Origin of the sequence: Allobosea sp. LjRoot9 (genome assembly GCF_964252745.1) — a bacterium.
GTDB lineage: Bacteria > Pseudomonadota > Alphaproteobacteria > Rhizobiales > Beijerinckiaceae > Allobosea.
Genome location: NZ_CAXUPC020000006.1, coordinates 227,360 through 252,907 on the forward strand (window position 1 = coordinate 227,360; position 25,548 = coordinate 252,907).

Annotated in this window: 20 protein-coding genes; 10 read left to right on the plus strand and 10 right to left on the minus strand. The window is 65.6% G+C overall.

The window, feature by feature from the left end; translation table 11 throughout:
• Window positions 1–4: 4 nt before the first annotated feature.
• Together ACSQ3P_RS22540 and ACSQ3P_RS22545 are read left to right on the plus strand one after the other, a co-directional pair.
• Entirely contained in the window at window positions 5–973 is a 969-nt protein-coding gene (locus ACSQ3P_RS22540) for an ABC transporter permease (protein ID WP_436167717.1), read from the plus strand.
• Window positions 970–1,887 carry an ABC transporter permease gene (locus tag ACSQ3P_RS22545; protein WP_436167718.1) on the plus strand — a complete coding sequence of 306 codons (918 nt, stop codon included), beginning with the start codon at window positions 970–972 and terminating at the stop codon, window positions 1,885–1,887. The genes ACSQ3P_RS22540 and ACSQ3P_RS22545 overlap by 4 nt, the downstream gene beginning before the upstream one ends.
• A gap of 147 nt (window positions 1,888–2,034) precedes the next feature.
• Here ACSQ3P_RS22545 and ACSQ3P_RS22550 read toward each other — a convergent pair whose 3' ends face one another.
• Window positions 2,035–2,496 (minus strand): cupin domain-containing protein, encoded by a 462-nt coding sequence (locus ACSQ3P_RS22550; protein ID WP_436167719.1) that lies wholly within the window; start codon window positions 2,494–2,496, stop codon window positions 2,035–2,037.
• 120 nt (window positions 2,497–2,616) lie between these two features.
• Here ACSQ3P_RS22550 and ACSQ3P_RS22555 point away from each other — a divergent pair, with 120 nt between their 5' ends.
• The gene (locus tag ACSQ3P_RS22555; RefSeq protein WP_436167720.1) at window positions 2,617–3,051 is read left to right on the plus strand and encodes a MarR family winged helix-turn-helix transcriptional regulator; all 435 of its coding nucleotides are present in this window, start codon (window positions 2,617–2,619) and stop codon (window positions 3,049–3,051) included.
• A gap of 129 nt (window positions 3,052–3,180) precedes the next feature.
• Here ACSQ3P_RS22555 and ACSQ3P_RS22560 read toward each other — a convergent pair whose 3' ends face one another.
• From ACSQ3P_RS22560 to ACSQ3P_RS22585, 6 genes are all read right to left on the minus strand, one after another.
• A complete protein-coding gene (locus tag ACSQ3P_RS22560; protein WP_436167721.1) occupies window positions 3,181–4,050 on the minus strand; it encodes a DUF4118 domain-containing protein in 870 nt (289 codons plus the stop codon).
• A gap of 121 nt (window positions 4,051–4,171) precedes the next feature.
• Complete coding sequence (locus ACSQ3P_RS22565) at window positions 4,172–4,342, minus strand: hypothetical protein (RefSeq protein ID WP_436167722.1); 171 nt, start codon at window positions 4,340–4,342, stop codon at window positions 4,172–4,174.
• A gap of 45 nt (window positions 4,343–4,387) precedes the next feature.
• Window positions 4,388–5,353, minus strand: coding sequence for a 4-hydroxy-tetrahydrodipicolinate synthase (dapA, locus tag ACSQ3P_RS22570; protein ID WP_436167723.1), 966 nt, complete (start codon window positions 5,351–5,353; stop codon window positions 4,388–4,390).
• Between the two features lie 7 nt (window positions 5,354–5,360).
• Window positions 5,361–5,573 carry a hypothetical protein gene (locus ACSQ3P_RS22575; protein ID WP_436167724.1) on the minus strand — a complete coding sequence of 71 codons (213 nt, stop codon included), beginning with the start codon at window positions 5,571–5,573 and terminating at the stop codon, window positions 5,361–5,363.
• Between the two features lie 314 nt (window positions 5,574–5,887).
• Window positions 5,888–12,310: an autotransporter-associated beta strand repeat-containing protein gene (locus ACSQ3P_RS22580; protein WP_436167725.1), complete on the minus strand. Its 6,423-nt coding sequence runs from the start codon at window positions 12,308–12,310 to the stop codon at window positions 5,888–5,890.
• Window positions 12,311–13,521: 1,211 nt separating this feature from the next.
• Window positions 13,522–14,892, minus strand: coding sequence for a winged helix-turn-helix domain-containing protein (locus tag ACSQ3P_RS22585; RefSeq protein ID WP_436167726.1), 1,371 nt, complete (start codon window positions 14,890–14,892; stop codon window positions 13,522–13,524).
• Between the two features lie 320 nt (window positions 14,893–15,212).
• Here ACSQ3P_RS22585 and ACSQ3P_RS22590 point away from each other — a divergent pair, with 320 nt between their 5' ends.
• Window positions 15,213–16,271, plus strand: coding sequence for an AraC family transcriptional regulator (locus tag ACSQ3P_RS22590; protein ID WP_436167727.1), 1,059 nt, complete (start codon window positions 15,213–15,215; stop codon window positions 16,269–16,271).
• Between the two features lie 85 nt (window positions 16,272–16,356).
• On the opposite strand, the gene ACSQ3P_RS22595 is transcribed toward ACSQ3P_RS22590, so the two are convergent.
• On the minus strand, window positions 16,357–17,283 hold the full coding sequence (locus ACSQ3P_RS22595; protein ID WP_436167728.1) for a LysR family transcriptional regulator: 927 nt from the start codon (window positions 17,281–17,283) through the stop codon (window positions 16,357–16,359).
• 136 nt (window positions 17,284–17,419) lie between these two features.
• Between ACSQ3P_RS22595 and ACSQ3P_RS22600 the strand changes: the two genes are divergently transcribed.
• The 6 genes from ACSQ3P_RS22600 to ACSQ3P_RS22625 are packed head-to-tail and all read left to right on the plus strand — an operon-like array spanning window position 17,420 to window position 23,569.
• Window positions 17,420–19,267, plus strand: coding sequence for a CocE/NonD family hydrolase (locus tag ACSQ3P_RS22600; protein WP_436167729.1), 1,848 nt, complete (start codon window positions 17,420–17,422; stop codon window positions 19,265–19,267).
• The gene (locus ACSQ3P_RS22605; protein WP_436167730.1) at window positions 19,264–19,800 is read left to right on the plus strand and encodes a GAF domain-containing protein; all 537 of its coding nucleotides are present in this window, start codon (window positions 19,264–19,266) and stop codon (window positions 19,798–19,800) included. Before ACSQ3P_RS22600 ends, ACSQ3P_RS22605 begins: the two co-directional genes overlap by 4 nt.
• Window positions 19,797–20,597 (plus strand): ABC transporter permease, encoded by an 801-nt coding sequence (locus tag ACSQ3P_RS22610; RefSeq protein ID WP_436167731.1) that lies wholly within the window; start codon window positions 19,797–19,799, stop codon window positions 20,595–20,597. Before ACSQ3P_RS22605 ends, ACSQ3P_RS22610 begins: the two co-directional genes overlap by 4 nt.
• A 24-nt stretch (window positions 20,598–20,621) precedes the next feature.
• Window positions 20,622–21,674, plus strand: coding sequence for an ABC transporter ATP-binding protein (locus tag ACSQ3P_RS22615; RefSeq protein ID WP_436167732.1), 1,053 nt, complete (start codon window positions 20,622–20,624; stop codon window positions 21,672–21,674).
• A 29-nt stretch (window positions 21,675–21,703) separates the two neighbouring features.
• Window positions 21,704–22,732 carry an extracellular solute-binding protein gene (locus ACSQ3P_RS22620; protein ID WP_436167733.1) on the plus strand — a complete coding sequence of 343 codons (1,029 nt, stop codon included), beginning with the start codon at window positions 21,704–21,706 and terminating at the stop codon, window positions 22,730–22,732.
• A 6-nt stretch (window positions 22,733–22,738) separates the two neighbouring features.
• Window positions 22,739–23,569, plus strand: a complete 831-nt coding sequence (locus tag ACSQ3P_RS22625) for an ABC transporter permease (protein WP_436167734.1) — start codon at window positions 22,739–22,741, stop codon at window positions 23,567–23,569.
• A gap of 238 nt (window positions 23,570–23,807) precedes the next feature.
• On the opposite strand, the gene ACSQ3P_RS22630 is transcribed toward ACSQ3P_RS22625, so the two are convergent.
• Both ACSQ3P_RS22630 and ACSQ3P_RS22635 read right to left on the minus strand, forming a co-directional pair.
• Window positions 23,808–24,536, minus strand: coding sequence for a L,D-transpeptidase (locus ACSQ3P_RS22630; RefSeq protein ID WP_436167791.1), 729 nt, complete (start codon window positions 24,534–24,536; stop codon window positions 23,808–23,810).
• Between the two features lie 186 nt (window positions 24,537–24,722).
• Window positions 24,723–25,472, minus strand: coding sequence for an SDR family NAD(P)-dependent oxidoreductase (locus tag ACSQ3P_RS22635; protein WP_436167735.1), 750 nt, complete (start codon window positions 25,470–25,472; stop codon window positions 24,723–24,725).
• Window positions 25,473–25,548: the final 76 nt, after the last annotated feature.

Here is a 25,548-nt window from a genome sequence, read left to right on the forward strand (position 1 = left end):
AACGATGGCTGGATGGTTCCTTCAGCGCCTGCTCCAGGCCGGGTTCGTCGTGCTGGCGATGACGGTGATCGTCTTCATCGGCATCAGCGTCATCGGCGACCCCGTCGCGGTGCTGATCTCGCCCGATGCCGACCAGGCCGAGCGGCTGCGCGCGATCACGGCCTTCGGGCTCGATCGCCCGCTCTGGGCGCAGTACCTGTCCTTCCTGAACGGGGCGCTGCATGGCGATCTCGGCCGCAGCTTCGTCTATAACGAGCCCGCCCTGAAGATCATCCTTCAGCGCATGCCGGCGACGCTCGAACTCGCCGTCTGCGCCATGCTGCTGGCGACCTTCATCGGCATACCGCTGGGTCTCTATGCCGGCCTCAAGCCCAACGCACCCCTGGCGCGGGTGATCATGACCGGCTCGATCCTGGGCTTTTCCCTGCCGGGCTTCTGGGTCGGCCTGCTGCTGATCATGGTCTTTGCGGTGCAGCTCGGCTGGCTGCCCTCGGGCGGGCGCGGCGAGACCAGGGTGTTCCTCGGCATCGGCTGGTCCTTCCTGACGCTCGACGGTCTGCAGCATCTCGTGCTGCCGGCGCTCAACCTGGCGCTGTTCAAGATCTCGCTCGTGATGCGGCTGGTGCGGGCCGAGACCCGCGAGGTCGTGCCCCAGGACTTCATCCGCACGGCGCGCGCCAAGGGCCTGCCCGAGGGCCGGGTCATCTTCCGGCACCTGCTGAAGAACATCATGATCCCGGTCGTCACCATCATCGGGCTCGAATTCGGCTCGGTGATCGCCTTTTCCGTGGTGACGGAGACGATCTTTGCCTGGCCCGGCATGGGCAAGCTGATCATCGACAGCATCCATGTGTTGGATCGGCCGATGATCGTCGCCTATCTCATGATCATCGTGCTGATGTTCGTGATCATCAACCTCCTCGTCGACTGCCTCTACACGGCGCTCGATCCGCGCGTGAGGATGGGCAAATGACCGCGCCGGCCTCGAGCGCAGAGATTGCGAGCCCGCCGCGCGCGACGCCGCTGCGCCGCTTCCTGCGCGCCTTCGCCTCCTCGCATCTCGCCATGGCAGGCCTCGTCGCTTTCGCGGCGATCGTGCTGGCAGCGCTGCTGGCGCCCTGGATCTCGCCGCAGAACCCCTATGACCTGATGCAGCTCGACATTCTGGACGGGCGCCTGCCGCCGGGCGCCGTCTCTGGCACCGGCATGACCTTTTGGCTGGGGACCGACGACCAGGGCCGCGACATGCTCTCGGCCATTCTCTACGGGCTGCGGATCTCGCTTGTCGTCGGCATCTCATCGGCCCTGCTGGCGGCGGCGGTGGGCACGACGCTGGGGCTGTTTGCCGCCTATGCCGGCGGGCGCATCGAGACTGCGCTGATGCGGCTGGTCGACCTGCAGCTCTCCTTTCCGACCATCCTGATCGCGCTGATGATCCTCGCCTTCCTCGGCAAGGGCATCGCCAATGTCGTGCTCGCGCTCGTCATCGTGGAATGGGCGGTCTATGCCCGCACCGCCCGCGCCAGCGCGCTGATCGAAAGCCGTAAGGAGTATATCGAGGCGGCCCGCGCCATGGGCGCGCGGCCGATGCGCATCCTGCTGCGCCATCTCCTGCCGAACTGCCTGCCGCCATTGATGGTGATCGCGACCGTGCAGATCGCGCGCGCCATCGCGCTGGAGGCGACGCTCTCCTTTCTTGGGCTCGGCGTGCCCGTGACCGAACCGAGCCTGGGCATGCTGATCGCCAATGGCTACCAGTACATGCTCTCGGGCAAGTTCTGGATCAGCTTCTACCCCGGCCTCGCCTTGCTCGCGACCGTGGTCGCGATCAACCTGATCGGCGACCATCTGCGCGACGTGCTCAACCCGCGCCGGCAGGTCGATTGAAGCGGCAGGGGGATTGAAGGGGCAGGGCGGCTGAGTCGTCATATCGCGACGGCTTGCGTCAGGCTTCGTGTATCGGCGTGACGGCGCTGCCCCAGCCGGGACAGGCACAGGACTGAAGCGGGATCGCGCCTGTCGGCTTACCAGCCTCTATGTTTGGGGCGCTGCTGGCGTCAGACCGTGACGGCGCATGATCTCCGCCATCCTGGCCCGGTCCGGCGGGCCGCCGGCTGCGGCGTCGACCGCCGCGAACACCTCGCGGAAATACTCCGGACCGATCGCGGCCGGCGTAATCACGCAGAGCATCTTCGCGTCCTGGCTTCCGTTGTTGTCGAAGCGATGAACGGCGCCTCGCGGAATGCACAAGGCCTGTCCCGGCCCGACATCGATGTGTTTCCCGTCGACGGTCCAGGTCAGCACGCCGTCCAGGCCGTAGATCGTCTCTTCGTAATGGTCGTGGCTGTGGGCTGGAGCGGGCAGGCGCTGCGCGGCGGGGACCATCAGCTCAAAGGCCGCAATGCTGCCGTTCGAGTGATCTCCGGCCAACAGGAAGCGAACCGCGAGCCCCTTGGTGGCGATGGCCTCCTCGGAAGGATTGACGTGAGGGTCCATGACTGACTGAGACATTGTGACTGACTGAGACATTGTCCGACCTCCCCAAGTAAACTACATTTACCATCCAACGGTAAACTCCATTTACTAAAAGTCAATACCTACCCCGAAAGCTTGCCGATGAAGACCGAGGACATGCTGATCGGCGCCCTGCTGCGCGTTCCGGCGCAGGTGATCCAGCGCCGGCTTATCAAGGAGCTCAACGCTGCCGGTTTCGACGAGTTGCGCCTGCCGCATATGGCGGTCCTGCAGTTTCCCGGGCCGGACAAGGTTCGCCCGGGTACGCTCGCCGAGCGCGCCGGCATGAGCAAACAGGCCATCAACCAGCTGCTGGGGAGCCTCGAGGGGTTCGGCTATATCACCCGGTCCGATGTTCAAGGTGAGGGCGGCGCGCGTCTGGTTTACTTTACCGAACGCGGGCACGCCGCATTCTCAAGGATGGTCGACGTCTTGCGCGACATCGAGCGCGAGTGGAGCGCCGAACTTGGGCCGGAGCGTTTCGCCCAGCTCAAGGCGCTGCTGTTTCTCGTCTGGGATAGTCCGCTGGCTCGGTAGAGCGTTTTCGAGCGAAGTGGGCACCGGTTCTCCCGCGACAAACGCGAAGCGTTTGCGCGGAGAAAACGCGTTAAAACAAAGAGCCGGAGCAATTGAACGATCCAATCGGATCGGGCATTGCTCCTGGTTTCAACCTGCTGGCCGAGCAGCGTGACCAACCTTGAAATGCTGACGTTCAAGGGCCTGCGCCAGAAATCGTCCGACGACGTCGACAAACGCCGCAGGCGCCCATGGACGCTCGTCGGGATCGAAGGCGACGCCGATGACCGCGCACTGGCCTGCTGCTGTCGGCACAGGCCAAAAGTCAAAGCGCGTGTCCAAATTGGGGTAAACGCCGGCGCGCGCAGCAATGCCTGCCGCCAATGACGCGCGTGCCGCTGCAAATTCGGCCTCTTGAGGCTCCATTTTGCCGACATTCTCAACGAAAACCACTTCGCCATCCGCAAAGAGCATCACGACGACGGGAACTTGGAAGAGCGCTGCAAGAGCCTGGGAGGTGGTTGAAACGATGGCTTTCGTATCGTCTGCCGCCAGGATGTCGCGGCTGTAGCCTTGCAGCGCCAGCGCCTGTCCTTTCAGGAGCGCCACGTCACTTGCCCTGCGGCGGGAGGTGAAGGCCGCTGTGCTCACGATGAGTCCGACGACAAGAAGCAGCCCGATCGCCCAGATATTGGCCGGGTCGTCCACAGCCAATGAATAGCGAGGTTCGGTCAGAAAGAAATTATAGGCGAGAGCACCAAGTATCGCTGCGCAGAGGGAGGGGCCCAAACCCAAGCCGACGGCCGCGATGACAACAGGCACGACAAATACGAGCGAGAGGTTCGGGATCGTCACCTGGCTGTCGACAGCGACGGCCACGGCTGTCGCGACAGCAACCATCGCGAAGGTGGCGAGATAGCCAAGGGCCGCCGGATTGTCGGAGGATATCGAACTCAAGAGCGGATCGGCACGCGATATCGGAATGATATCCGGTTTCAGCTTCGATTTGACAGCGATCATTGGCTTAACTCCACCCGATGACATGCCGTCCTGGACGGCAGCTCGCCAGTGCAAGGGGATGCTCAGCGAGAACCGCGATCACGGCCGCGATTGGCGGACCGGGCATTGCGCAGGCAAGGCCTCAACTATTGGGCATGGTGAACCAGACGCGAACAGCCAATACCCCTGCCAGGACCATGAGCACGATCAGCACCTGCAGGAGATCTTTGACTCCATGGCCCTGCTGGCCTGCTCGCCGGGAAACACCATAAATGGCTTCGCGACGACGACGATACGCTTCGAACGTGGCCATTCCGAACTCCTTCGAGCGCAGGATCGGGCAAATCGACGTAATGGCTCAATACCGATGCCGAATATGGGCATAAGCGCCGCATAAATCTGCCTTTCCAGGGCTGTCCGCGCCGGCGCTTTCGGCAGCTTTGGGCCGGGGCGAGTCGTCGAGCGCATGACGAAGCTCTTCGACCAGCTCCGGAACTGCCGGTGTCAGCGGGGATCGGCAATCGGGCTTTATGCCCGCATGCTGCAGCGACACTGCGAGTTTCACGACGATCGGATCGGGTTGGCTCGCCAGCAAGTGGTGCAAGGGAATGAGGCGGCGCTGCAGGACCTGCGCTCGCTCATAGGCGCCCTCTCGAAGGGCTGCCTGCATCCGCGACAACAGCCCGGGCGCAACGTTGCCGATGCTCGATATCGCTCCGCAGCCGCCTGAAAGCATGAAGGCCGGGATCGTATCGGCTGCGCCGGTCAATCGCATGAATTGCCTGCTGCAGGCCCGTGCGATGCGATCACAGCGGACGAGATCGCCGCGACGTTCCAGGACGCCGACGATATTCGGCGTTTGGGACAGCTCGGCCAGAGCGTCCGTCGAAATCTCGATGCCGCAGCGGTCGGGATCATTATCGAGAACGATGTCGAGCGTCGTCGCCTCGGCTGCGCTGCGCAGATGCTGCACCACGCCGGCTTGAGAGGGCCGATTATAGTATGGCGTGCGCAACAGGATCGCATTCGCGCCGGCTTGCGTTGCCCACTCGATCTCACGGACGGTTGCGGCGGTGGCGTTGCTGCCGACCGCCGCTATGACCGGAAAGGTCGGGCCGGCAGCGGCCCGGATCAGCGCGAGAACATGCCAGCGCTCGCCGGTCGTCAGCGTTGAATCCTCGCCTGTCGCGGAGCCGACCACGATACCATTCGCACCTTGCCCAACCTGCCAGGCCACGAGCCTGCACAGGGCTTTGTCATCGATCGATGAGCCATCGAATGGTGTGACCAGGGCGGTGAACATGCCATGAAGCCAGTGGTTCATGGCAAGCTCACAAGGTCAGCTGCAAGGGCGTTCGGCTGAACCGCACCGCATTCGCACGGTGTCCCGTCTCGAATTCGGCGTAGCGGAGTGCGGTCTTGCGGTCGGTGAAAATGCCACCACCACGTCCATGCGTCTCAACGGCGACCCAGTGTCCTGTATCGTCAAGACCGACGACGAAGCTGGACGGTTCGTTGAGCTGAGAAATACGGATATTGACCATAGCCTTGACTGTTCCAAGCGGCCGGATCGGCCGCACTCGAACACATGGTCAATCTGCCATAAGACCTCCAAGGGCATTCCGGCGGCAAGACATCAAGCGCACATCAAGACATCAAGCGCGCATAAGGCTCAATTCGGTCTTCGAGTCCGTTTGAGAATTCCCTCAGCCCTCATCCTGAGGAGCCGCGTAAGCGGCGTCTCGAAGGATGATCCAGCCCCGCACGGGAGCCTCCTGGAGCATCCTTCGAGACGCCATTCCCAAGGGAATGGCTCCTCAGGATGAGGGCTGAGGGAATTCTCAAACGGTGTCTCAGCTCAAAAGCTGACCCTCAACTGGGCTGTACCGCCGATGCGGCGGGTCTTTGCCGCGAGTTCGGAGTCGAGGCGCATGCCGAGGCTGACGCTGGGGCTGAGCTTGATGTCGGCCCCGGCCGAGAGCAGGGCGGCGTTGCGGTCTGGCCTCGCCCCCGTGATGCTGAAGCTCGCGCCGGCAAGCCCGTTGATCGAGGCGGTGAGCTCTGCGTCGCGCTGGTAATAGCGCGCCCAGGCGGCGCGGACGAAGCCGGTGACCGGGGTTGCGCCGAGCATCAGCGTGGCGTCGAGCTGCAGGCCGAGCTCGCTGCGGCTGGTCATGTCGGAACGCCGGGCCAGTGTCAGCATGCCCGCTGTCGCGCCGGCCCTGTCGCGCTCGACCGCGGCGGGGCTCTTGGCCTGCACCGCTTGGAAGGCGGCGAAGGGCGCGACAGTGAACCCGCCCCAACCAGCCATCGGGATCGTCGCCATCGGGACAGTCGCCTCGATCCGCCCGCTCCACGCCTGCGTGACATAGGAGGCGGCGACGCCGCTGCGGGCGAGGGCGGGAATGGCGCGGTTGGTATCGGTGTCGAGCCTTGCATAGCCGAGCGCCGCGCCGAGATGGACCGGGCCAAGCACAGTCCGGCCATAGAGGCCGGCCTGGAAGACATCGGCCTGCGCCTTGCCGAGCCCGCCCGCAAGCGAGGCGCGCGACTGGCCGCCCGAGACCGCGGCGCCCACCACCGTGTTGCTGCCCAGCCGGATATCGGCGCCGACAGCGAGATGGCCGTCGGAGAGGGTGCGGTTCGCCGAGCCCACGGCCCTGTCGCCGTCGATGCGCCCGGTCGAGCCGAAGCTCGCGCCCCAGAGCGAGAAGCGCGCCGGGTCGAGGCTCGCCCGTACCGGCCCGTCTTGCCGCGATGGCAAGTCGGCTGTGAAGCCGGCCGCGCCTCCGGGGCCGTTCGAGAGCCGCCCAGCGCCCGACCCATCGAGCATGGTGCGCAGGAACTGCCCCGCCGCACTGTTGGCCATCGCGGGCGCGGCGGTGTGGGCCTCGCCGGAGAGCTGGTTCACGGCGCCGGGAATGGCGGCGGCCGGCAGGTTGTAGATCGCAAAGAGCACAGACGGATCGGCGCCGTTTGCCACTGCCGCGTCGATGCCCCGTGCCACCGCATAGGCATTGGTCGAGCGGCCCAAGCCTGGTTGACCTGAGCCTGGTTGGCCCGAGCCAGGACCCGGGGCTGGCGTTGGGGTGGGGTCAACAACGATTGGCGCCAGCGGCTTTGACGTCAGGGTCAGCTGCACCTCGGTTGCGGTATAGGCGACGCTGGTGGTGACGCCGTCGCCGAAGGTGCCTGTCGTATCGACCGGGCTGAAGCTGCCGGTTCGACCGCCTGCCGCCGAAAGCAGCGTGTAGGGCGCGGAGAACACAAACGCGCCGCCCAGCGGCACCAGCCGCAGCGTGCCGGCGAGCGAAGCCGTGCCGGTGACATTGATCCGGTCAGACACCGCGCCCTGGATCTCGGCGAGATAAGTCGAGCCCGCCCCCAGCACGAGATTGCCGTTCGCCGTCAGCGTACCCGGCGAGTTCCCGGGCGAGACCGTGCCGTTCACGGTCAGCGAGGGCAACTGGCCCGAACCGCCGATCGAGGCGCCGGCTGCCACGGTGACGCCGGACGAGGCGAGGATGGAGCCGTTGACGATGAGCGTGCCGCCAGTGACCGCGGTCGCGCCGGTATAGCTGCTGACGCCCGACAGGGTCTGCGTGCCGGCGGCGAGCGTCAGCCCGCCACTGCCGGCGATCGTACCGGAAAATAGGGTGGATGCGGCGTTGGCGAGCGTCAATCGCCCGGCACCGAGCGCCACATTGCCCGCCCCGGCGAGCGAGGCGATGGCCTGATCGAAGCCGTTGGCGTCGAGGGCGGCTCCCGCCGCGATCGTGACTGCGCTCGCGGCGCTGAACCGGTTGGCCGCATTCGCCCGCAGCGTGCCGGCATTGACCGCTGTCGCGCCGAGATAGCTTGCCGCGCCCGCCAGCGTGGTGACGCCGCTGCCGTTCTGCTGCAGCGCGCCGGTGCCCGAAATGTCGCCGGGCAGCGTCAGCGCATCCGTGCGGTTGACCGCAAGGGCAGCGTTGTTGGTGATATCGCCGACAATCGAGCCGGTGGTGCCGCCATTGCCGATCTGCAAGGTGCCGGCATTGATGGTGGTGCCGCCGGTATAGATGTTGGTGCCGGTCAGGATGAGCGTGCCGGTGCCGTTCTGCTGCAGCACGCCGGTGCCTGAGATATCGCCGGGCAACGTCAGCGCGTCCGAGCGGTTGACGGCAAGGATCGCGTTATTGGTGACATCGCCGACAATCGAGCCGGTGCTGCCGCCATCGCCGATCTGCAGGATGCCGGCATTGATGGTGGTGCCGCCGGTATAGAGGTTGGTGCCGGTGAGGATGAGCGTGCCGCCGCCGTTCTGCTGCAGCACGCCGCTGCCGGACACGACACCGGCAAGGGTCAGCGTGTCCGAGCGGTTGATCGCAAGGACCGCGTTGTCGGTGACATCGCCGATGATCGAGCCGGTGGTGCCGCCATCACCGAGCTGCAAGATGCCGGCATTGATCGTGGTGCCGCCATCATAGCTGTTGGCGCCGGTCAGGATGAGCGTGCCGGCGCCCTGCTTGGTCAGGCCGATGCCGGTGCCGGCGATGGTCGAGCCGATTGTCGCCGTGACGCCTGCATCGGTCGTGATGAAGCTCCTGGTCGGATCGCTGAAGGGATCGCCGGTCATGGTCAGGGTTCCGCCGATCATCGAATAGCCGTCGACCGTGAATTGCAGGCCCTGGATGTTCTGCGCGCCGGCGAGGGTGACCGTGCCCGCCACGCCTGCGAAAACGCCGACGCCGCCACGCTGCTGGTCGTTGATCCCAGCGCCGGGCTGCGAGGTCCAGTTGGTGTTGACGGCGCTCCAGGAGCCGGTGCCGCCATCGACGGCCCCGTTGCCGGTCGCGTCGGTGCCGTCCCAGAATTGAACGATCTGGCCGGCCCCGGCCAGCAGCACGTTCAGCTGGTTTGGAATCGTCGTATAGATCGTATGGTTCAACGCGCCGGAATTGACGGTGCCGTAGGATCCGGCAATCGTTCCCGCCACGTCGTAAAGGCGGTACCAGCCTGCCGTCGCAGCATTGAGGTTGAGCGTGCCGCCCATCGACAGATTGCCGCCGACTTTCACGAAATCATTGCTCGCGCCGCCAACGACACCGGACTGACCAAGCTCGAACGTGCTGATCGCGCCACTATCCTGAACCAGGTTGCCGGTGATGGTCAGTGTCCCCGGGCTGAAGCCCGCGGACAGGGTGCCGCCTGCATTGACCGCGACATTGCCGCCGACCGTGCCGCTTCCGCCCAGCGTGCCGCCAGTGTTGACGTTGACGGCGGCCGCACCATTGCCGAGCGTTCCGCTTGCGCCCAGCAGCAGCCTGCCGGAATTGATATTGACCGTGCCGCTGAACCCGGAGCTGTTCCCCGTCAGCGTCTCGGTGCCTGCCGTCAGCGCCAACCCGCCGCTGCCATTGATGGCACCGCCAAACGTGCCTGACGCGTTCGACAGCGTCAGCGTCCTGGTGCCGAGCGCCACAGTGCCGCCGCTGCCGGCCAGCGACTTGATCGTCGCGCCACCACCTGTCGAAGCGGAAATATCAAAGGACGCGCCCGCTGCCGTGCTCACGCCGCTCGAGGCCACGATGCTGCCGACGCCGCTCAGCGCCAGCGTGCCGCCATTGACGGTGGTCGCGCCCGAATAGCCATTGGTCCCGCTCAGGGTCTCGGTCCCGGCCGTCAGCGCCAACCCGCCGCTGCCATTGATGGCGCCGCCAAATGTGCCTGACGCGCTCGACAGCGTCAGCGTCTTGGTGCCGAGCGCGACGGTGCCGCTGGTACCGGCCAGCGACTTGATCGTTGCGCCACCGCCTGTCGACGCGGACAGATCAAGCACTGCGCCCGCTGCCGTGCTCACGCCGCTCGATGCTGCGATGCTGCCGGCGCCGCTCAGCGCCAGGGTGCCGCCATTGATCGTGGTTGCGCCCGAATAGCCATTGCTCCCGGTCAGGGTCTCGGCGCCAGCCGTCAGCGCCAACCCGCCGCTGCCATTGATGGCGCCGCCAAATGTGCCTGAGGCGTTCGACAGCGTCAGCGTCCTGGTGCCGAGCGCCACGGTGCCGCCGCTGCCGGCCAGCGACTTGATCGTCGCGCCACCGCCTGTCGACGCGGACAGATCAAGCACCGCGCCCGCTGCCGTGCTCACGCCGCTCGATGCCGCGATGCTGCCGGCGCCGCTCAGCGCCAGCGTGCCGCCATTGATCGTGGTCGCGCCCGAATAGCCCAGGCTCGCGGTCAGCGTCTCGGTCCCGCCCGTCAGGGCCAGCCCGCCGCTTCCATCGATGGCGCCGCCAAATGTGCCTGAGGCGTTCGACAGCGTCAGCGTCTTGGTGCCGAGCGTCACGGTGCCGTCGGTGCCGTCCAGCGACTGGATCGTCGCGCCACCGCCCGTCGCAGCGGAAATATCGAAGAATGTGCCTGCGGCCGTGCTCACGCCGCTCGAGGCCGCGATGCTGCCGGCGCCGCTCAGCGCCAGGGTGCCGCCATTGATGGTGGTCGCACCGACATAGGTGTTCGTGCCGGAGAGAATCTGCGTGCCGGCCGCAAGCGTCACCCCGCCCCCATCCATAATCGCGCCGCCGAACGTTCCCGAGGCGTTTGAAAGGGTCAGCGTGCGCGAACCGAGCGTCACGATGCCCCCAGCCCCGGCCAGCGCCTGGAGGGTCACATCGGAGGAGTTCGTCCAAGTGAGGTCGAGACCCGCATTGGCCGCAAGGTTCACGCCGCTGGACGCGGCGATGCTGCCATTGCCGGCGATAGCCAGAACGCCGCCATTGATGGTCGTCGCGCCGGTATAGCCATTGTTCCCGAACAGAGCTTCGCTGCCGGCCGTCAGCGTCAGCCCGCCGGTTCCGTTGATGGCGCCGGCGAATGAGCCGGAGGGGTCAAAGAAGCCGGCCGTGGCGTTCGACAGCGTCAGCGTCTTGGTTCCGAGCGTCACGCTTCCGCCAAGGCCACCCAGCGACCGGATGGTCGCGCCGCTGCCCGCCGAAGCGGAGATGTCGAGGACCGCGCCTGCTGCAGTGCTCACGCCGCTCGAGCCCGCTATGCTGCCGGCGCCGCTCAGCGCCAGCGTGCCACCGTTGATGGTGGTCACGCCGGTATAGCCATTGCTCCCGGTCAGGGTTTGGGTGCCGGCCGTCAGGGTCAGCCCGCCGCTTCCGTTGATCGCGCCGCCGAACGTGCCTGACGCGTTCGACAGGTTGAGCGTGCCGGAGCCGAGCACCACGGCCCCCGTGCCAGCCAGGGTCTTGATGGTCGTGCCGGGGGCCTTCGAAAGTTCGTGGGCATTGGAAAGGTCGAACACCGCGCCCGCTGCTACGACGACGCCACTTGAGGCCGCGATGCTGCCGAATGCGGCGGAAAAGCAGACATTGGGGTTGATGCAGGCGCCCGCCACGCCAAGCGCCAGAGTGCCTTCGTTGATCGAGGTGAGGCCGCTATAGGTATTCACACCGCCCAGCACCAACTGCCCGGACCCGATCTTGGTGAGCGCGCCGGGACCGTTGCCATCAGCAATAACTCCCCGAAGAGTCAGGGCGTGTGCCTGCGTGTCGACCCTGCCGTTGGTCGTGTTGATCGCGAATTCATTGTCGATGGTGAGAAGAGCACTGGCAGCCTGCAGTGTCCCGCCATCGAGCGTGACGAGCCCGTCGCTGAGTGACATGATGTGCATCACGGCCAGTGCACCGGCCGAAATCGTCGTGCCGCCGGCGTAGAGATTGGCCGTAGCCAGTGTCAGGGTTCCGGTCCCATTCTGAATGACCGCCCCATCACCCTGGATCATCGAGCCCAGAATGACGTCGACGGACTGATTGAACGTCACGCTGCCGGAGAGGTAGATACCACCGGTCAGAACCCAACCCGGCTGGAGAGTCAGCGTGTTGGCGCCGCCTGTGAATTCAATCGCAGAGTTGACATTGCCCTCTTGATTCACGCCACCCGCGATCGTTCCGCTATTGACGATGGTCAGGTTGAAACCGCTGACGCCGGCGCCGCCGAAGGGGATGCCGCTGAGCGCGGCGTTGGCGCCCCCGGTGCCGCCCGTGATGGTTCCGCTATTCGTCAGTGTCGAACCCGAAGTCGTGAATTTGACGCCGGCTCCGCCATCGCCACCTTGGCCGCCAGTGCCGGCATACTCCCCGCCGCTCGCCGCTCCAGCAGCGCCGCCTGCCCCACCAGTGCCGCCGGTGATCGTGGAGAGGTTGCTGACGGATGTCGCCCCGGTCACGAGAAGGCCGATACCGCCGGCGCCGCCGCCGCCGCCGCCGCCACTGATGTCAGCTGAGCCAGGCATCACGCTTACGCCGCCGACGCCGCCCGCTCCGCCAGATCCGGCGGACAGTGGAGCGAAAATCGTGGCCGGTCCCACCGTCGTCGAACCGTTGACGCCGCCACCGCCGCCACCGCCACCGCCGCCTTCCCCGAATTGCGTGCCGTTCCCTCCCGCTCCGCCAGCCCCCCCGCCAGCCGTGCCGGCCGTGCCACCGGCGCCACCTGTGTCACCGGGAACTGAGCTAACAGCGCCAGATCCGCCGGCGCCGCCGACAGTACTTCCGGAACCGCCGCCTCCGCCGCCGCCACCGCCCGATATGAAAGACGTTGCTTGGCAAGCGCCGCAGGTCCCGTCCGCCCCCGCTAGGCCGTCCGCCCCACCGTTGCCACCATTGACGTCGCTCCGGCCACCGTCGCCACCTTCGGCGGCGGCCGGAGCGGGGTAAACCGTCAGTCCGGCGATCTGGACGAGTGACATGACAGCGACGAGCGCGGTGGCGGCGAGCAGGCCGCGGCGGCGTTCCGAGACATTCAGGGAGCGACGATCGCTGCGCGAAAGAGTGCGGTGAGATGAGACCAGAATACAAACCAAGACAAATTCCCCGCAGCCCAGATATCGCGTTTGACGTTCCCGGCCTTTGCAGTGCCGGTCGTGCGTGGACCCGTTGAGCGGGGCTACGGTTTCAGGAGGGCCGCGATGCGCTTCATGGCGAGGCGGGCAGCGCGACATGATCCCTGCGCGCAGCTAGGCAGAGGCGGCGGCGCCCGTCCTGAAACCCGAACGAAAAACATCCGAAATTTACCCGAAACCTAACGGGATAGGCTTGTTCTCGATATTTCCCCGAAGACGCCTTTTTGCCGTTCGGCAACCATGTTTCGGCTGATCAGGGACAGTTCATCCGCAAACGGAGCCACCGAGTGACTGGCGCAACGCTTCGCTGCGCAGCGCTTTCGAAAACGCTCTAAGAACCCGTTTGGAAACCCCGCGAGCCCTCATCCTGAGGAGCCATTCCGCCTACAGCATCAGGCCGAATATCGTATTCGGCCTGATGCTGTAGGGCTTTGATCCTGCATCGGCTTGTCCCGAAAACCGGTTCCCACTTTTCGGGCCGATGCTCTGGGAATGGCGTCTCGAAGGGTGCTCCAGGAGGCTTTGGGACCATCTGGAGCATCCTTCGAGACGCGGGCTTACGCCCGCTCCTCAGGATGAGGTCTGGAGTTTCCAAACGGGCTCTAACGGCCGACTTGGACCCAGCCCATCCGGTGCAGCGGGGCCAGCACCGCCGTCTCGAAACGGGCGCGATAGGCGGCCTCGTCCGACACGCCAAGCGCCCGCAGCGGACGCGCCAGCAGCGCCAGATCCCGCTGCCGCAGATTGGCATCGAGCGCCTGCGCCTCGGCCAGGCGACCGGCGCCTTGCAGCGCAACCAGGCGATAGAAAAGCCGTTCCTCAGTTGGGAAACTGAGCGCGGTCGACGTCAGAAAATCATCGGCTGCCTGGTCCGGCTGCCCCGTCATCAGCTTCGCCAAGCCGAGATAGACCCGCCAGCCTGCCGAAAACTGGTGAAGAGGGCTTTCCTGCAATGCGGCCCGCAGCGGCGGCTGGGCGGATTCGGCGTCGCCCAGCATCAGATGCATGATACCGGCATTGGCACGGTCTATGACCCGGCCGGCGCGCTCGTAGAAAACGATTGCCTCGGCGAAGCGGCGCTGCTGCCGCAGGACGGCCGCCTGGGCCGCTAGCGAAAGGGACGCCTCAGGACTTGCCGCCATCGCCACGGCAGCCAGGCGCTCCGCCTCGCGCAAGTCCAGCTCCGGGTCCCGGCTGACACCGGTGGTGCGCAGATTGGTATGGACGAAAACCGCCTCGGCGGCCGCGTCGGCCAGGCGCGGTTCGAGCGCGAGCGCGCGCAGGAACAGCGGCAGGCTCGCACGCAGGCGTTCCTCATAGGTCCCGTCGCCCTGCTGGGCGATGCGCCCTTCCGCCAGCAGCTGCCGCGCCTCGTCCCAGGAGGAGGGCTGCGCAGATGCCACGACGGACGGCGCTGCCGGAGCAGGCAGGCGGCTTGCGCCGATCCAGCTGCCGGCCGAAAACACGAGACCCAAGCCACCCACGACAAGGGCGAAGCCAGCCACGACAAGGGCGGCCCAGGCCAGGCGGCTGCGCGGCCGACTGCCAGCCTGCATCGCTGCTTCCGAGCCGGGCGGCGTTGCGGCATCGGGGCCGGCACCCGGGGTGAGCAGCCCTGACGGATCGGCGGCTGGCGCAACCGGGCGCAGCCGCGTCGCCATCACATAGCCCCGCCTTGCATGGGTCTGCAGCATGTCCGCCTGGACGGTTCCCAGCGCGCGCCGGATTTCCGAAACACATTGCGTCAGGCTGTCATCCGAGACGGCAACATCGCCCCAGACGACGCTGAGCAAGGCGTCACGCGACACGATCTGGCCGGCATGGGCGAGCAGATGGGCGAGCACCGCCGTGGTCTTGGGGCGCAGCACCACCTCCCGCGCCTCGGCAGTCAAAACCCCGCGCGTGAGGTCGAGGACGAAGCCATCGAAGGCGAGGAGGGTGCGCGGCGCTTCCAGTTGGTCAGTCCCCGCCAAAGCAATCCAGGCCCGCCCCAATTGGCAGGTCCGGAGTAAGCCTATTATATCGTTGGCTTGTCTACTTCCGTCCTGCCCGTTCCGGCTGGCACGGACGAGATCGGAATACAGACCAGAACAAGCTCCCCGCAGCCCAAGGCGGCCGGGCAGGGGATCTTGCGGTCATTTTCTGCGTCGATCTGACAACGCCTCATGGACCTGTGCCGGATGCCAATTCTGAAGGCTCTTGCGTCTTGGTCGCCAAATCTGTCCATGCACCGCCAAATCTGTCTATGCTGCGGGTGCGCGCGGCTGCCGCGGCCGGGATGGGGACATAATCGATGGCCGTGCCCGTGATCGATCCAGCGCAGCTGGCGCTGTTCGATGTCGTCCGGGCAAGGCATCCGGGAGATTTGGACGGCCGGTTGCGCGTCACCGAACGCGTCGCCAAATCGGACCGCATCTACACCTACCAGCTCCAGAACCGCGCGCTGTGGAGCGCGAAGTTCGACAAGCCGATTTTTACGCTCGCGACCCGTGCCGCCGGCTCGATCCTGGCAAGCTACGCCGATAGCAGCTTCGCAACGGATGTCTCGGTCGATGGCGATGAAGGCGACCTGTTTTGCTTCACGACGATGCTCAGCGGCCACATCACATTGCTCAAAAACGGGAGTTCCGCGACGGCCATGGCCGGTCGCGGCCTCGTCTGGAGGCCCGGCCCCGGCGGCCGGCTCCTGATCAGCGATGACAACGCGCGCACGAATGTCTTCTTCAAGGTCGCCGATGTCGAGGATGCGCTGGAGCAGATGCTCGATCAGCGCCTCCGGCAGCCGCTCGAATTCGGGCCCGACCTCGATTGGGGCCGCGGGCTGGCAGTCAGCCTGAAGCGCCAGCTCGATTTTGTCATGGATGAGTTTCAGCGACCGGACGGCGTGGCCAGCAACCCCGTCGCATTGGCATCTTTGACCGATCTGCTGATCGCGCTGGTGCTCTGCGGCGCGCCACACAACTATCTCGATCAGTTGGACAGGGGCGCTTCCGCCGTGGTCCCGGCCTATATTCGGCGGGCGGAGGACTTCATGCGCGCACATGGCGCTGAGCCGATCCGCATGCCCCACGTCGCCGCCGCTGCCGGATGCAGCGTGCGGACCCTGGGCCATGTCTTCAAGCATTTCCGCGGCAGCACGCCCCTTGGCGTGCTGCACGCCATCCGGCTTGAGTTGGCGCGTGACGATCTGGTTCTTGGTGCATCCGGTCTTGGTGCGTCCGGCGCTTCGGTGACCACGGTCGCGCGCCGCTACGGTTTCACCAATTCGTCCCGCTTCGCCACCGCCTTTCGCCGCCGTTTCGGCGAGACGCCAGCTGAGGCCGCGCGACGCTCAGCGCGCTCCTCGCGTTGAAATCACGGTGCGGGCCTACCCGGTCCCATTGCGTCTCCGATGCCGCAGCGCGCAGCCTCGCGTGTCTGGCGTCGCTGCCGCCGATTCAAGGCCCATTGCTCGAAAACCCGGCGAAGTCCTTCGATTGCATTCCGGCGATCCTGGCGATCTGGTCGGCAAGTTCCGTGACCACCGGCGAACGTGACTGCCAGGCTGGGTAGAGGAAGCCGTACTGCAAGGGAAAGGCGGGCCGAAACGGACGCAAGACCAGGTTGGCGACGCCGCTCGATCTCGCGACGAACGGGTCCGACAGGCAGCATCCCAGGCCCCGCCCAGCGAGTTGACACGCGATCATGCCGTTCGTCGCCTCGAAACGGATTTTCAGGGACTTCCCGGTTTCGCGGCAGAGCCGTTCAAGATGCTGGCGAAGGATCGAACGCGGGTGAGTGACGATGATCTCGGCCTCCACGAATTCCTCGAACGCGATCTCCTCCTTGGCCGCGAGCGGGTGATCGGGAAGCATCGCGACCATTGCCTCGACACGCAGGAACTCTTCCACTTCGAAGGCCGGATGCACCACCGGCAGGATCGTGACACCGAGATCGAAGGTCTCCTGACCGACCCATGCCTCGATATCGAGACGGACGCGGGATTCAATCGAAGCCGTGAATGTCCGCGACCGCTCGGCGAGGACGGCGATCGCATCCGCTACGATCGCATGCGCGATGAAAGGTGCCGTCAGCACGCGAACATGGTCACGGCCGCCACCCCGCCGCATCTGGGCGGCAAAGCGTTGCAGGCCATCATGGCCGAGGAGAACGCGCTCCACCTGTGTGTAGAATTCCCGTCCCTCGCGCGTCAGCGTCAGTGGCCGGCTGTTTCTTCCAAATAGGGAGAACCCGACCTCTTCCTCGAGGCTGGTGAGGAGGCGGCCCACCTGCGGCTGAGTCCGGCCCAAGCGTTCCGCAGCCTGGGATACGGAGCCGGTTTCGACAAAGGCGCGAAACGCTTCAAGACCGCGTTGGCTCGGCATCGTTGCTCCTCATTTAAGTGCGATTTACGCATATAATCTTACGTATTACGCATTTGACGCACAATATCGCCGCTGTCATCTTTTTAGCCATCAAGGGCCGACGCCGGATTTTTAGGCGGCCTCGCCAGGGCAGCAGATGAACGCACATCCAGACACCCAACAGGCCTGGCTCGTGTCGCCGGCGGACTATGTGGCGATGCGACCTGTCGATTTCCGGCTGGGAGAGCCGGCATCGCACTATGTGACGATGGCTGACGGATGCCGGATCGCGGTCGATGTCTACCTGCCTCAACCCGCCACCGATGCGGCAAAGCCAGGTCCTTTCCCGGTGATCGCGTTGTTCACCCCCTATTACCGCCGCTTCAAGCTGCGGCCGGGCGGCACCGGCGAGGTCAATCCCAATACGGGCAAGTTTCGCGATTTCTTCGTGCCGCGAGGCTATGCCGTCGTGGTCGTGGATGTGCGCGGCACCGGGGCGAGCTTCGGGACGCGCGACAGTTTCCGCTCGCCCAAGGAGCGTCAGGACAGCCGCGAGATCGCGGATTGGATCGTGGCCCAACCCTGGTCCAACGAGATCATCGGCTCGACCGGCATCTCCTATCTTGGCGCCGCGGCGGATTTTCTCGCAAGCACCGGCCACCCGGCGGTCAAGGCGATCGCGCCGTTGTTTTCGGTCTGGGATACCTATGCCGATAATTACTTCCCCGGCGGCATCCAGCTCAAGTCGCTGACCAAGACCTATGACGATCTCATGGTCGGGCTCGATCATGACGAGCGCGAGGTCCTCAAGCAGTTCTCTTATTTCAGCAACCCGGATTTCGAGGGGCCGCAGCCCGTTGACGACGACCCGGAGGGCGTCCTGGTCCAGGACGCCGTCAAGCAGCATCTCGGCAACTTCCGGCAGACGGAATTCATGCCGGAGTTCCGGTTCCGCGAGGAGGGCCTGCCCTATGATCCGGGCTTCAGCTCCGCCTCGTTCAGCCCCTACTCGATGTCGCAAGGTATCAGGCCCGACGTCGCCGTCCTGTCGGTCTCCGGCTGGCTGGACGGAGCCGGTTACATGAACGGGGCGGTGTCGCGCCATCTGACGCTGAAGGACAATCCGCGCCATCTTCTCCTCGGTCCCTGGGACCATGGCGCGCGCATCGACATTTCGCCCTGGCGCAAGGGCGTCGAGGCGGATTTCCCTCTGCTGGGGGAAGTGCTGCGCTTTTTCGATACCTATCTGCTGGGGCTCGATACGGGCCTGCGTGAGGAAGCGCCGATCCATTATTTCGCGCTGCATGCGCAGGAATGGCGTGCGGCTCGGGCGTGGCCCCCCGTTGCGGCCGAGCAGAGCTTCTTCCTCGCCCCCGAGGGGGCCCTCAGCACCACCGCTCCGGCGGGCGGGAGCGACAGCTACAAGGTCGACTTCACGCTCGGGACCGGCGATGGCACGCGTTATGAACGCATCGCGGGCATCGACAGCAGAACCTATTACGCGGACTGGCAGGGCCGCAGCGACAAGATGCTGAGCTACACCTCGGCGCCCCTGGCCAGCGCGGCCGAACTTGCAGGCCACGGTCTTGCAGATCTGTGGCTGCAGTCGAGCGAGCCTGATGCGGCCCTGTTTGTCTATCTCACGGAAGTCGAGGCGGACGGCACCGAACGCTATGTCACCGAGGGTCTGCTGCGCGCGCTGCACCGCAAGGAAGCTCCGGCGCCCGAAACCTATGTCACGACATGGCCGTTCCGCAGCTTCTCGCGCGCTGATGCCGAGCCGCTGAGCCCCGGCCGCATCGAACGCATCCGTATTCCGATGCTGCCGGTCGCCTGGCGTTTCTCTGCCGGCAGCCGCATCCGCCTGTCGCTGGCGGGAGCCGATGCCGATCACTGCGGCCAGGTTCCCCACGGCCGGCCGCCGCTGCTCAAGCTCGCCTTCGGCGGGCAACAGGCGTCGGCGCTCATACTCCCGCTTGTCGGCGCCGAGGAGAGGGCGCGATGACGCTTGCAGCCGTCGAGCCTCCCGCCACTATACCGGGGCCGGTGCTTGCGGCCTTGACACGCGTTCTCGCCGAGCCCGACCAGCCCGAGGCCACGCTTCGCGTGCTCGATCGCGCGCTCGACGAGCTTATCGGCCACAAGCTGTTCACGGCATTGCTCTATCGCCCGGCGCTCGGCATGGCGGCGCGGCTCTACAGCAGCCGGCCCGAGATCTATCCCGCGAAAGGTGCGAAAGCGCTCGACGATGCCCCGGCGATGAAACGGGTGCTGACCTCCGGCAAGCCCTATATCGGCCGGAACGCTGGCGACATCGAGCGCGACTTCCCCGACCACGCGAAGATCTTCGCACTCGGCTGCGGCAGCATCCTGAACATGCCGGTGCGGTGGCGGGGCGGGGTGCTCGGCCAGATCAACCTCCTGAATGAATCCGGGCATTTCCGCGACGCGCATCTGCCGACTGTCGAGGCGATGGCACAGATCGTGGTGCCAGCCTTCCTCGCGGCTGCGGCGCAAGAGCCCGGAGGCTTGCGATGAGCGCGCCGCGCCTAGCCTATCGCAGCTCGGTCGCACTCGGCTATGGGCTGATGCTCCTGCCCGTCGCGATGGTGCTCCTGATCAGCGTGTTCCGGGACGAGATCGTTTCGTTTCCGCCGAGCGGACTGACCTTCCGGTGGTACGTCAATGCCTGGCAGCGCCGCGAATTCGCCAACGGATTTCTGGTCAGCGCCCAACTCGCGCTGATTGCGACGATGGTCGGCGTGCCGCTGGGCACGGCGGCTGCGCTTGCGCTGTCGCGCAGCACGATCTCGGCCAAGGGTGCAATCAGCACGCTTCTGCTCGGCCCTCTCGCCGTGCCGGGCGTTGTCGCCGGAACGGCGCTCTATCTCTTCTATCTGAAGGTCGAGAACGGGCTCGACCATGACATCGTCGGCACCTTGCCCGGCCTCATCGGCGCCCATGTCCTGCTGACGATTCCCTGGACGGTGCGGGTCGTCACAGCCAGCCTCCAGGGCCTCGACCGCGCTGCCGAGGAGGCCGCATCCAATCTCGGCGCCAGACCCTGGACCGTGTTCTGGCGGATTACCTTGCCGATGCTCAGGCCGGGCGTGGTGGCGGCCTGCATGTTCTCCTTCATCCAGAGCTTCGAGAACCTCGAACTCACATTGCTGCTGGTCGGACCGGGCAAGACGACGCTGCCGGTTGCGATGCTGAACTACCTCGAATTCCGCATGGACCCGACGCTGGCCGCCGTTGCGACGGTCCAGATCATGATCGTGGCGGCGCTGATGCTGATCACCGACCGCTTCGTGAAGCTCTCGCGCGTCGTCTGATCACCCTCGAAAGGAGGATACGTCATGGGCACGCTTCTGCTCGAAGGGCTGCGCAAGGAATACGGCCGGGCTGTCGCCGTGGAGCGTGTCGACATCGACGTCGGGGAGGGTGAGCTTGTCTCGCTGCTCGGACCCTCCGGCTGCGGCAAGACGACGACGCTGCGCATGGTCGCGGGCTTCATCGAGCCGACCGCGGGGCGCGTCGTGATCGCGGGGAAGGATGTCACCGCGACACCGCCCTATGCGCGCCAGACCGGCATGGTCTTCCAGTCCTATGCGCTCTTCCCGCATATGAGCGTCGCGGACAATGTCGGCTTCGGGCTGGAGATGCGCAAAGTCGGCCGCGCTGAGCGTGACAGGCGCGTCGCGGACGCATTGAAACTCGTCAGGCTCGATCAACTCGCCGATCGATTGCCGCGCCAGCTTTCGGGGGGGCAGCAACAGCGTGTGGCGCTCGCCCGCGCTTTGGTGATCAATCCTGCGGTCTTCCTGCTCGACGAGCCGCTGTCCAATCTCGACGCCAAGCTGCGCGCGGATGTCCGTGGCGAGATCCGCGCCTTGCAGCAGCGGCTGGGCCTCACGACGCTCATGGTGACCCATGACCAGGAGGAGGCCCTGACCATGTCGGATCGTCTGGTCGTGATGGAAGGCGGCCGCGTCCGCCAGGTCGGCACGGCTGAAGATCTCTATGAGAACCCCGCCGACGCCTTCGTTGCCGACTTTGTCGGGCGCTGCAACATCATTCGCGGAACGGTCGAGGGCGCCGCGCTGCGCAGCGAGGGCGGCAGCCTGCTGCCATGCCAGGTCGAGGGCGCGCGGAAAAACGCAAGCGTGCTGGCCTTGCGCCCCGAACGGATCACGCTGCAGCCCGGCACTGACGGCGCGGGCATACCCGCGCGGCTGGCCGCAATCCTCTATCTCGGGGCCCAGACCGAGTACCGGCTGGACCTCGACGGCACCACTCTGACGGCGATCCGCGCGACGCCGACGGAAAACGACGCCATGCGTCGCATCAAGACCGGGGACACGGTCAAGGTGAGCTGGGATGCCGCCGCGGCGCGGCTGCTTCCGGCCTGAACATCAAACAAGCCACAGGGGACAAGACCATGATCGAACTCACGCGTCGCGGACTGATAGCTGGGGCGGCGGCAACCACATTGCTTCCGAATGTCGTGCGGGCGCAGAGCTCGCAGGTCGTCGTCGGGACCTGGGGTGGCGACTATGGTGATCTGCTTCGCGACGGCGTCGACCACGCCATCATGAAGCTTGCGGGCATTGACGTGCTGCAGGATATTTCGGGGCCGGTCCCGCGCCGGACCAAGCTCCTGGCCGAGCGTCAGAACCGCCGCGGCAGCATGGATGTCGCCTGCCTGGCGGATTTCGACATGTTCGCCGCCACCCAGCAGAACGCATTGGAGGCGGTCAACGAGACGAACGTGCCGCGCCTGGCGAAGGTGCTTCCCTTCCTGAGGAAGGGAAGCTCGATCCCGCAGATCTATTCCGCTCACACGATCGTCTACAATACCAACCGCGTGCCGACGCCGCCGAAATCCCTCAACGATCTCTGGGATCCGAAATATCGCGGCAAGCTCGGGCTTTCCGACTTCCTGTTCACCACGAACACCGCTTTCGCCGCGATCGCCGGCGGCGGCTCGATGACGAATTTCGAGCCGGCCAAGAAGAAGCTCATGGAATGGCGCTCGCTCGACGTGAAGGTGCTCTCCTCGACCGAGGCGGTCGCGGCGGCGCTTAAGTCCGAGGAGATCTGGTTCACGATCATCGCCGCGGCGCGTGGTTTCATGTGGAAGCAGGCCGGCATCCCGCTTGGCCATGTCATCGCGGAAGAGGGCGCGTTTCCGACACTGTACGAAGCGGCGGTTCCCAGGAATGCCCGCAACAAGGAAAATGGCCTGAAATATCTCGACGCGATGCTGCAGCCCGCCGCGCAGAAGGTGTTTGCGACGAAGATGGGCTATGTCCCAACCGTCTCCGACGCGCCGCTCGAGCCCGATCTCGACAAGCAGATCAACTTCTCGGAAGCCGAACGTGAGCGGTTCTGGAAGCCGGATTTCGCCTATCTCGCAGCCCAGCAGGCGGCAATGCTCGACTTCTGGAACAAAGATTTCAAAGGGTGAGGTGACATGGCCATCTTCATCCTGCCGGCTGGACTGCTCGTCTGCGCGCTGCTCGTCGTGCCGATGCTGATGATGGCCCGCATCTCGCTGAACCAGTACGACGCCACGTCCCTCATGATCGAGGCCCTGACGGCGCAGAACTATCTGCGCGCCGTCGCGGACCCCTATTATCAGCGCGTGCTGGCGACGACGCTCGGGGTGGCGCTGTCCTGCACTGTCTTGACCGTCCTGCTCGCATTTCCAGCCGCCTACTGGCTGTCGCGCATGGAAAGCAAATGGAAGAGCATCGTCACCATTCTGACGCTGTTTCCGCTGCTCGTCGGCAATGTCGTGCGCTCTGCGGGCTGGATCGCGCTTCTCGGCAATGATGGGCTGATCAATGCGACGCTCCAGGGGATCGGCGTCACATCGGCACCGCTCAAGCTGCTCTACACGCCAGGCGCCGTGATCATCGGCATCGTCGGCGTGGTCCTGCCCTATATGGTCCTGACGCTCTCAGCCGTGATCGAGGGCATTCCGCGTCAGACCGAGGAGGCGGCGGCCAATCTCGGTGCGAGGCCGCTCACCGTGTTCGCGCGTATCGTTCTTCCGCTCGCGACGCCCGGTGTCGCCGCCGGGAGCGTGCTTGTCTTCATCTTGTGCATGAACGCCTATGCGACGCCGGTGCTGCTCGGCGGCCCGCAATTCCAGATGATGGCGCCTGCCGTCTACGACCAGTTCAGCCGCGTCAGCAACTGGCCCTTCGGCGCGGCACTGGCCTTCATCCTGCTCATTGTCACGCTGTTCATGACCGCCATCGGCAGCGCGGCGCTGGGTCGCAGGTATCGCGCGGCGTGAAGAAGCTGGTTCGCGCCATCGCATGTCGTGGCAGCAGGCTCGGCCTGCAGCCTGTTCGCGGACACCGTGATCCGCTCTATCGCCAGGATTCCAACGCCAGGATTCCATCACCATGGCTCTCATGAACGCCATGGCTGCGGGAACGACCCCGGTCCTTGCGCCGCCCGCAGGGGCGAGCGCCTGGACCGGAGACTGAGCGTTGCCATGCCGGCAAGTCGCTTTACGCCGGCACGTCGCCTTACGCCGCCAGGACGACCACCTTCGTCTTGACCGGCGTGCGGTTATAGAGGTGGATCATGTCCTGGCTGAGCAGGCCGACACAGCCGCTGGTGATGCCTGAGCCGATCGTTTCCGGGTCGCTTGAGGCATAGATCGTGTAGAGCGTGTAGACGCCGTTCTGGTAGAGATGGAGCGTGCGGGCGCCGAGCGGGTTGTCGAGGCCACCGGGCATGCCACGGGCGTATTGGGCGGCCTCGGGCTGGCGCTTGATCATCTCCTTGGGCGGGGTCCAGGTCGCCCATTCCGATTTGCGCCCGACATAGGCGGCACCGCTCCAGCGGAAGCCGTCGCGGCCGACATTGGCGCCGTAGCGGGTGGCGGAGCCGTCATCCTCGATGCGGTAGACATAGTAATTGCCGGGATCGACGATGATCGTGCCGGGCGCTTCCTTGGTCTCGTAGCGCACGGTGCGGCGGAAATATTGCGGATCGACCTTGCTGACATCGACCGCAGGAATCGGGAATTTCTCCTCCGGCACCGGCCCGTAGACCTTCTGCGCCTCGGCGAGGCTCATGCCGTCGGTCGTGGCGCAACCGGCGAGGCCGAGCGCGCTGAGACCGGCGGCGGAGCCCGCCAGAAACGCGCGGCGGTTGAGAAGCCCCGCCTGAGGCCTAAGCCGAGCGCTCGCGTCCATCTCGCCGGCATCGGTCGAACCGGCCAGAAACGAATTGCCACCGTCCATGATCATGATTTTGGTGTTTCCCATATCCTCGCCGGACGAGAGCATCATCCGGCATAGATCCGTCAAGCGTCTTGGACCCGTCAAGCGTCTTGCGCGGAGCGGAGATTGTCTTGCCGGGCGGAGATTGCCGTCACAGCGCGCGGCTGGCAAGCCCGGTGAAACGCTCAGCGGTTCCTGGTGGATGAGCCGGGATCAGGGCCCGACGAGTTGCCCGCCATCGACCACGATGGTCTGGGCGGTGACCCAGCTGGCTCTCGCGGAAGCGAGGAAGAGCACGACCTCGGCGACCTCCTCGGGCTTGCCCATCCGGCCGAACGGGATGTTGGCCAGCGTCGCCTGATAGAGGTCGGGGTTGGAGGTCTTGCGGTCTTCCCAGGTGCCGCCCGGAAACTCGATCGAACCGGGCGCGACGCCGTTCACCCGGATGCCCTGCCGCGACAGCATCTTCGCCTGGCTCGCCGTGTAATGCATCACGGCCGCCTTGACGGCGCCGTAAGGCGCCGAACGCGACGAGGCCCGCAGGGCCGAGATCGACGAGACGTTCACGATCGACGAGCCCGGTTTCATGTGGGGGATCGCCGCATGGCTGCCGCGGACAACGGCCATCATGTCGATAGTGAGCGAGGCCGCCCAGCCCGCCTCGTCATCCGAGTGGCCGAAGCCCGAGGCGTTGTTGACGAGGACGTCCAGCCCGCCCAGCGCCTTCACCGCCTCGGGCAGATAGGCCTCGATCGCAGCCGCATCGGCGAGGTCGACGCTCGCCGCGTGCGCGGTGACGCCGAGCGCCTCGAGCTCCCGGCGCGTCGCTTCGAGTGGGCCTGCGCCCCGCGCACAGATCGAAACGGAGGCGCCTGATGCCGCGAAGCCCAGCGCAATGGAGCGTCCGATGCCACGGCTGCCGCCCATCACGATCACGCGCTTGCCGGTGAATTCCTTGGCCATACGGGCATGTCCTTCCTAATCGTGTACTGGCGCCTTTATTGCGGCGCTGAGGGGCTTGGTTTCAACCCCGACACAT

Excerpts from the sequence above, each read along its gene's own strand:
- ACSQ3P_RS22540 (WP_436167717.1), top strand. The coding sequence starts at position 5 with ATGGCTGGATGGTTCCTTCAGCGCCTGCTCCAGGCCGGGTTCGTCGTG.
- ACSQ3P_RS22545 (WP_436167718.1), top strand. The coding sequence starts at position 970 with ATGACCGCGCCGGCCTCGAGCGCAGAGATTGCGAGCCCGCCGCGCGCG.
- ACSQ3P_RS22550 (WP_436167719.1), bottom strand. The coding sequence starts at position 2,496 with ATGGACCCTCACGTCAATCCTTCCGAGGAGGCCATCGCCACCAAGGGG.
- ACSQ3P_RS22555 (WP_436167720.1), top strand. The coding sequence starts at position 2,617 with ATGAAGACCGAGGACATGCTGATCGGCGCCCTGCTGCGCGTTCCGGCG.
- ACSQ3P_RS22560 (WP_436167721.1), bottom strand. The coding sequence starts at position 4,050 with ATGATCGCTGTCAAATCGAAGCTGAAACCGGATATCATTCCGATATCG.
- ACSQ3P_RS22565 (WP_436167722.1), bottom strand. The coding sequence starts at position 4,342 with ATGGCCACGTTCGAAGCGTATCGTCGTCGTCGCGAAGCCATTTATGGT.
- dapA (WP_436167723.1), bottom strand. The coding sequence starts at position 5,353 with ATGAACCACTGGCTTCATGGCATGTTCACCGCCCTGGTCACACCATTC.
- ACSQ3P_RS22575 (WP_436167724.1), bottom strand. The coding sequence starts at position 5,573 with ATGGTCAATATCCGTATTTCTCAGCTCAACGAACCGTCCAGCTTCGTC.
- ACSQ3P_RS22580 (WP_436167725.1), bottom strand. The coding sequence starts at position 12,310 with ATGCCTGGCTCAGCTGACATCAGTGGCGGCGGCGGCGGCGGCGGCGCC.
- ACSQ3P_RS22590 (WP_436167727.1), top strand. The coding sequence starts at position 15,213 with ATGGCCGTGCCCGTGATCGATCCAGCGCAGCTGGCGCTGTTCGATGTC.
- ACSQ3P_RS22595 (WP_436167728.1), bottom strand. The coding sequence starts at position 17,283 with ATGCCGAGCCAACGCGGTCTTGAAGCGTTTCGCGCCTTTGTCGAAACC.
- ACSQ3P_RS22600 (WP_436167729.1), top strand. The coding sequence starts at position 17,420 with ATGAACGCACATCCAGACACCCAACAGGCCTGGCTCGTGTCGCCGGCG.
- ACSQ3P_RS22605 (WP_436167730.1), top strand. The coding sequence starts at position 19,264 with ATGACGCTTGCAGCCGTCGAGCCTCCCGCCACTATACCGGGGCCGGTG.
- ACSQ3P_RS22610 (WP_436167731.1), top strand. The coding sequence starts at position 19,797 with ATGAGCGCGCCGCGCCTAGCCTATCGCAGCTCGGTCGCACTCGGCTAT.
- ACSQ3P_RS22615 (WP_436167732.1), top strand. The coding sequence starts at position 20,622 with ATGGGCACGCTTCTGCTCGAAGGGCTGCGCAAGGAATACGGCCGGGCT.
- ACSQ3P_RS22620 (WP_436167733.1), top strand. The coding sequence starts at position 21,704 with ATGATCGAACTCACGCGTCGCGGACTGATAGCTGGGGCGGCGGCAACC.
- ACSQ3P_RS22625 (WP_436167734.1), top strand. The coding sequence starts at position 22,739 with ATGGCCATCTTCATCCTGCCGGCTGGACTGCTCGTCTGCGCGCTGCTC.
- ACSQ3P_RS22630 (WP_436167791.1), bottom strand. The coding sequence starts at position 24,536 with ATGATCATGGACGGTGGCAATTCGTTTCTGGCCGGTTCGACCGATGCC.
- ACSQ3P_RS22635 (WP_436167735.1), bottom strand. The coding sequence starts at position 25,472 with ATGGCCAAGGAATTCACCGGCAAGCGCGTGATCGTGATGGGCGGCAGC.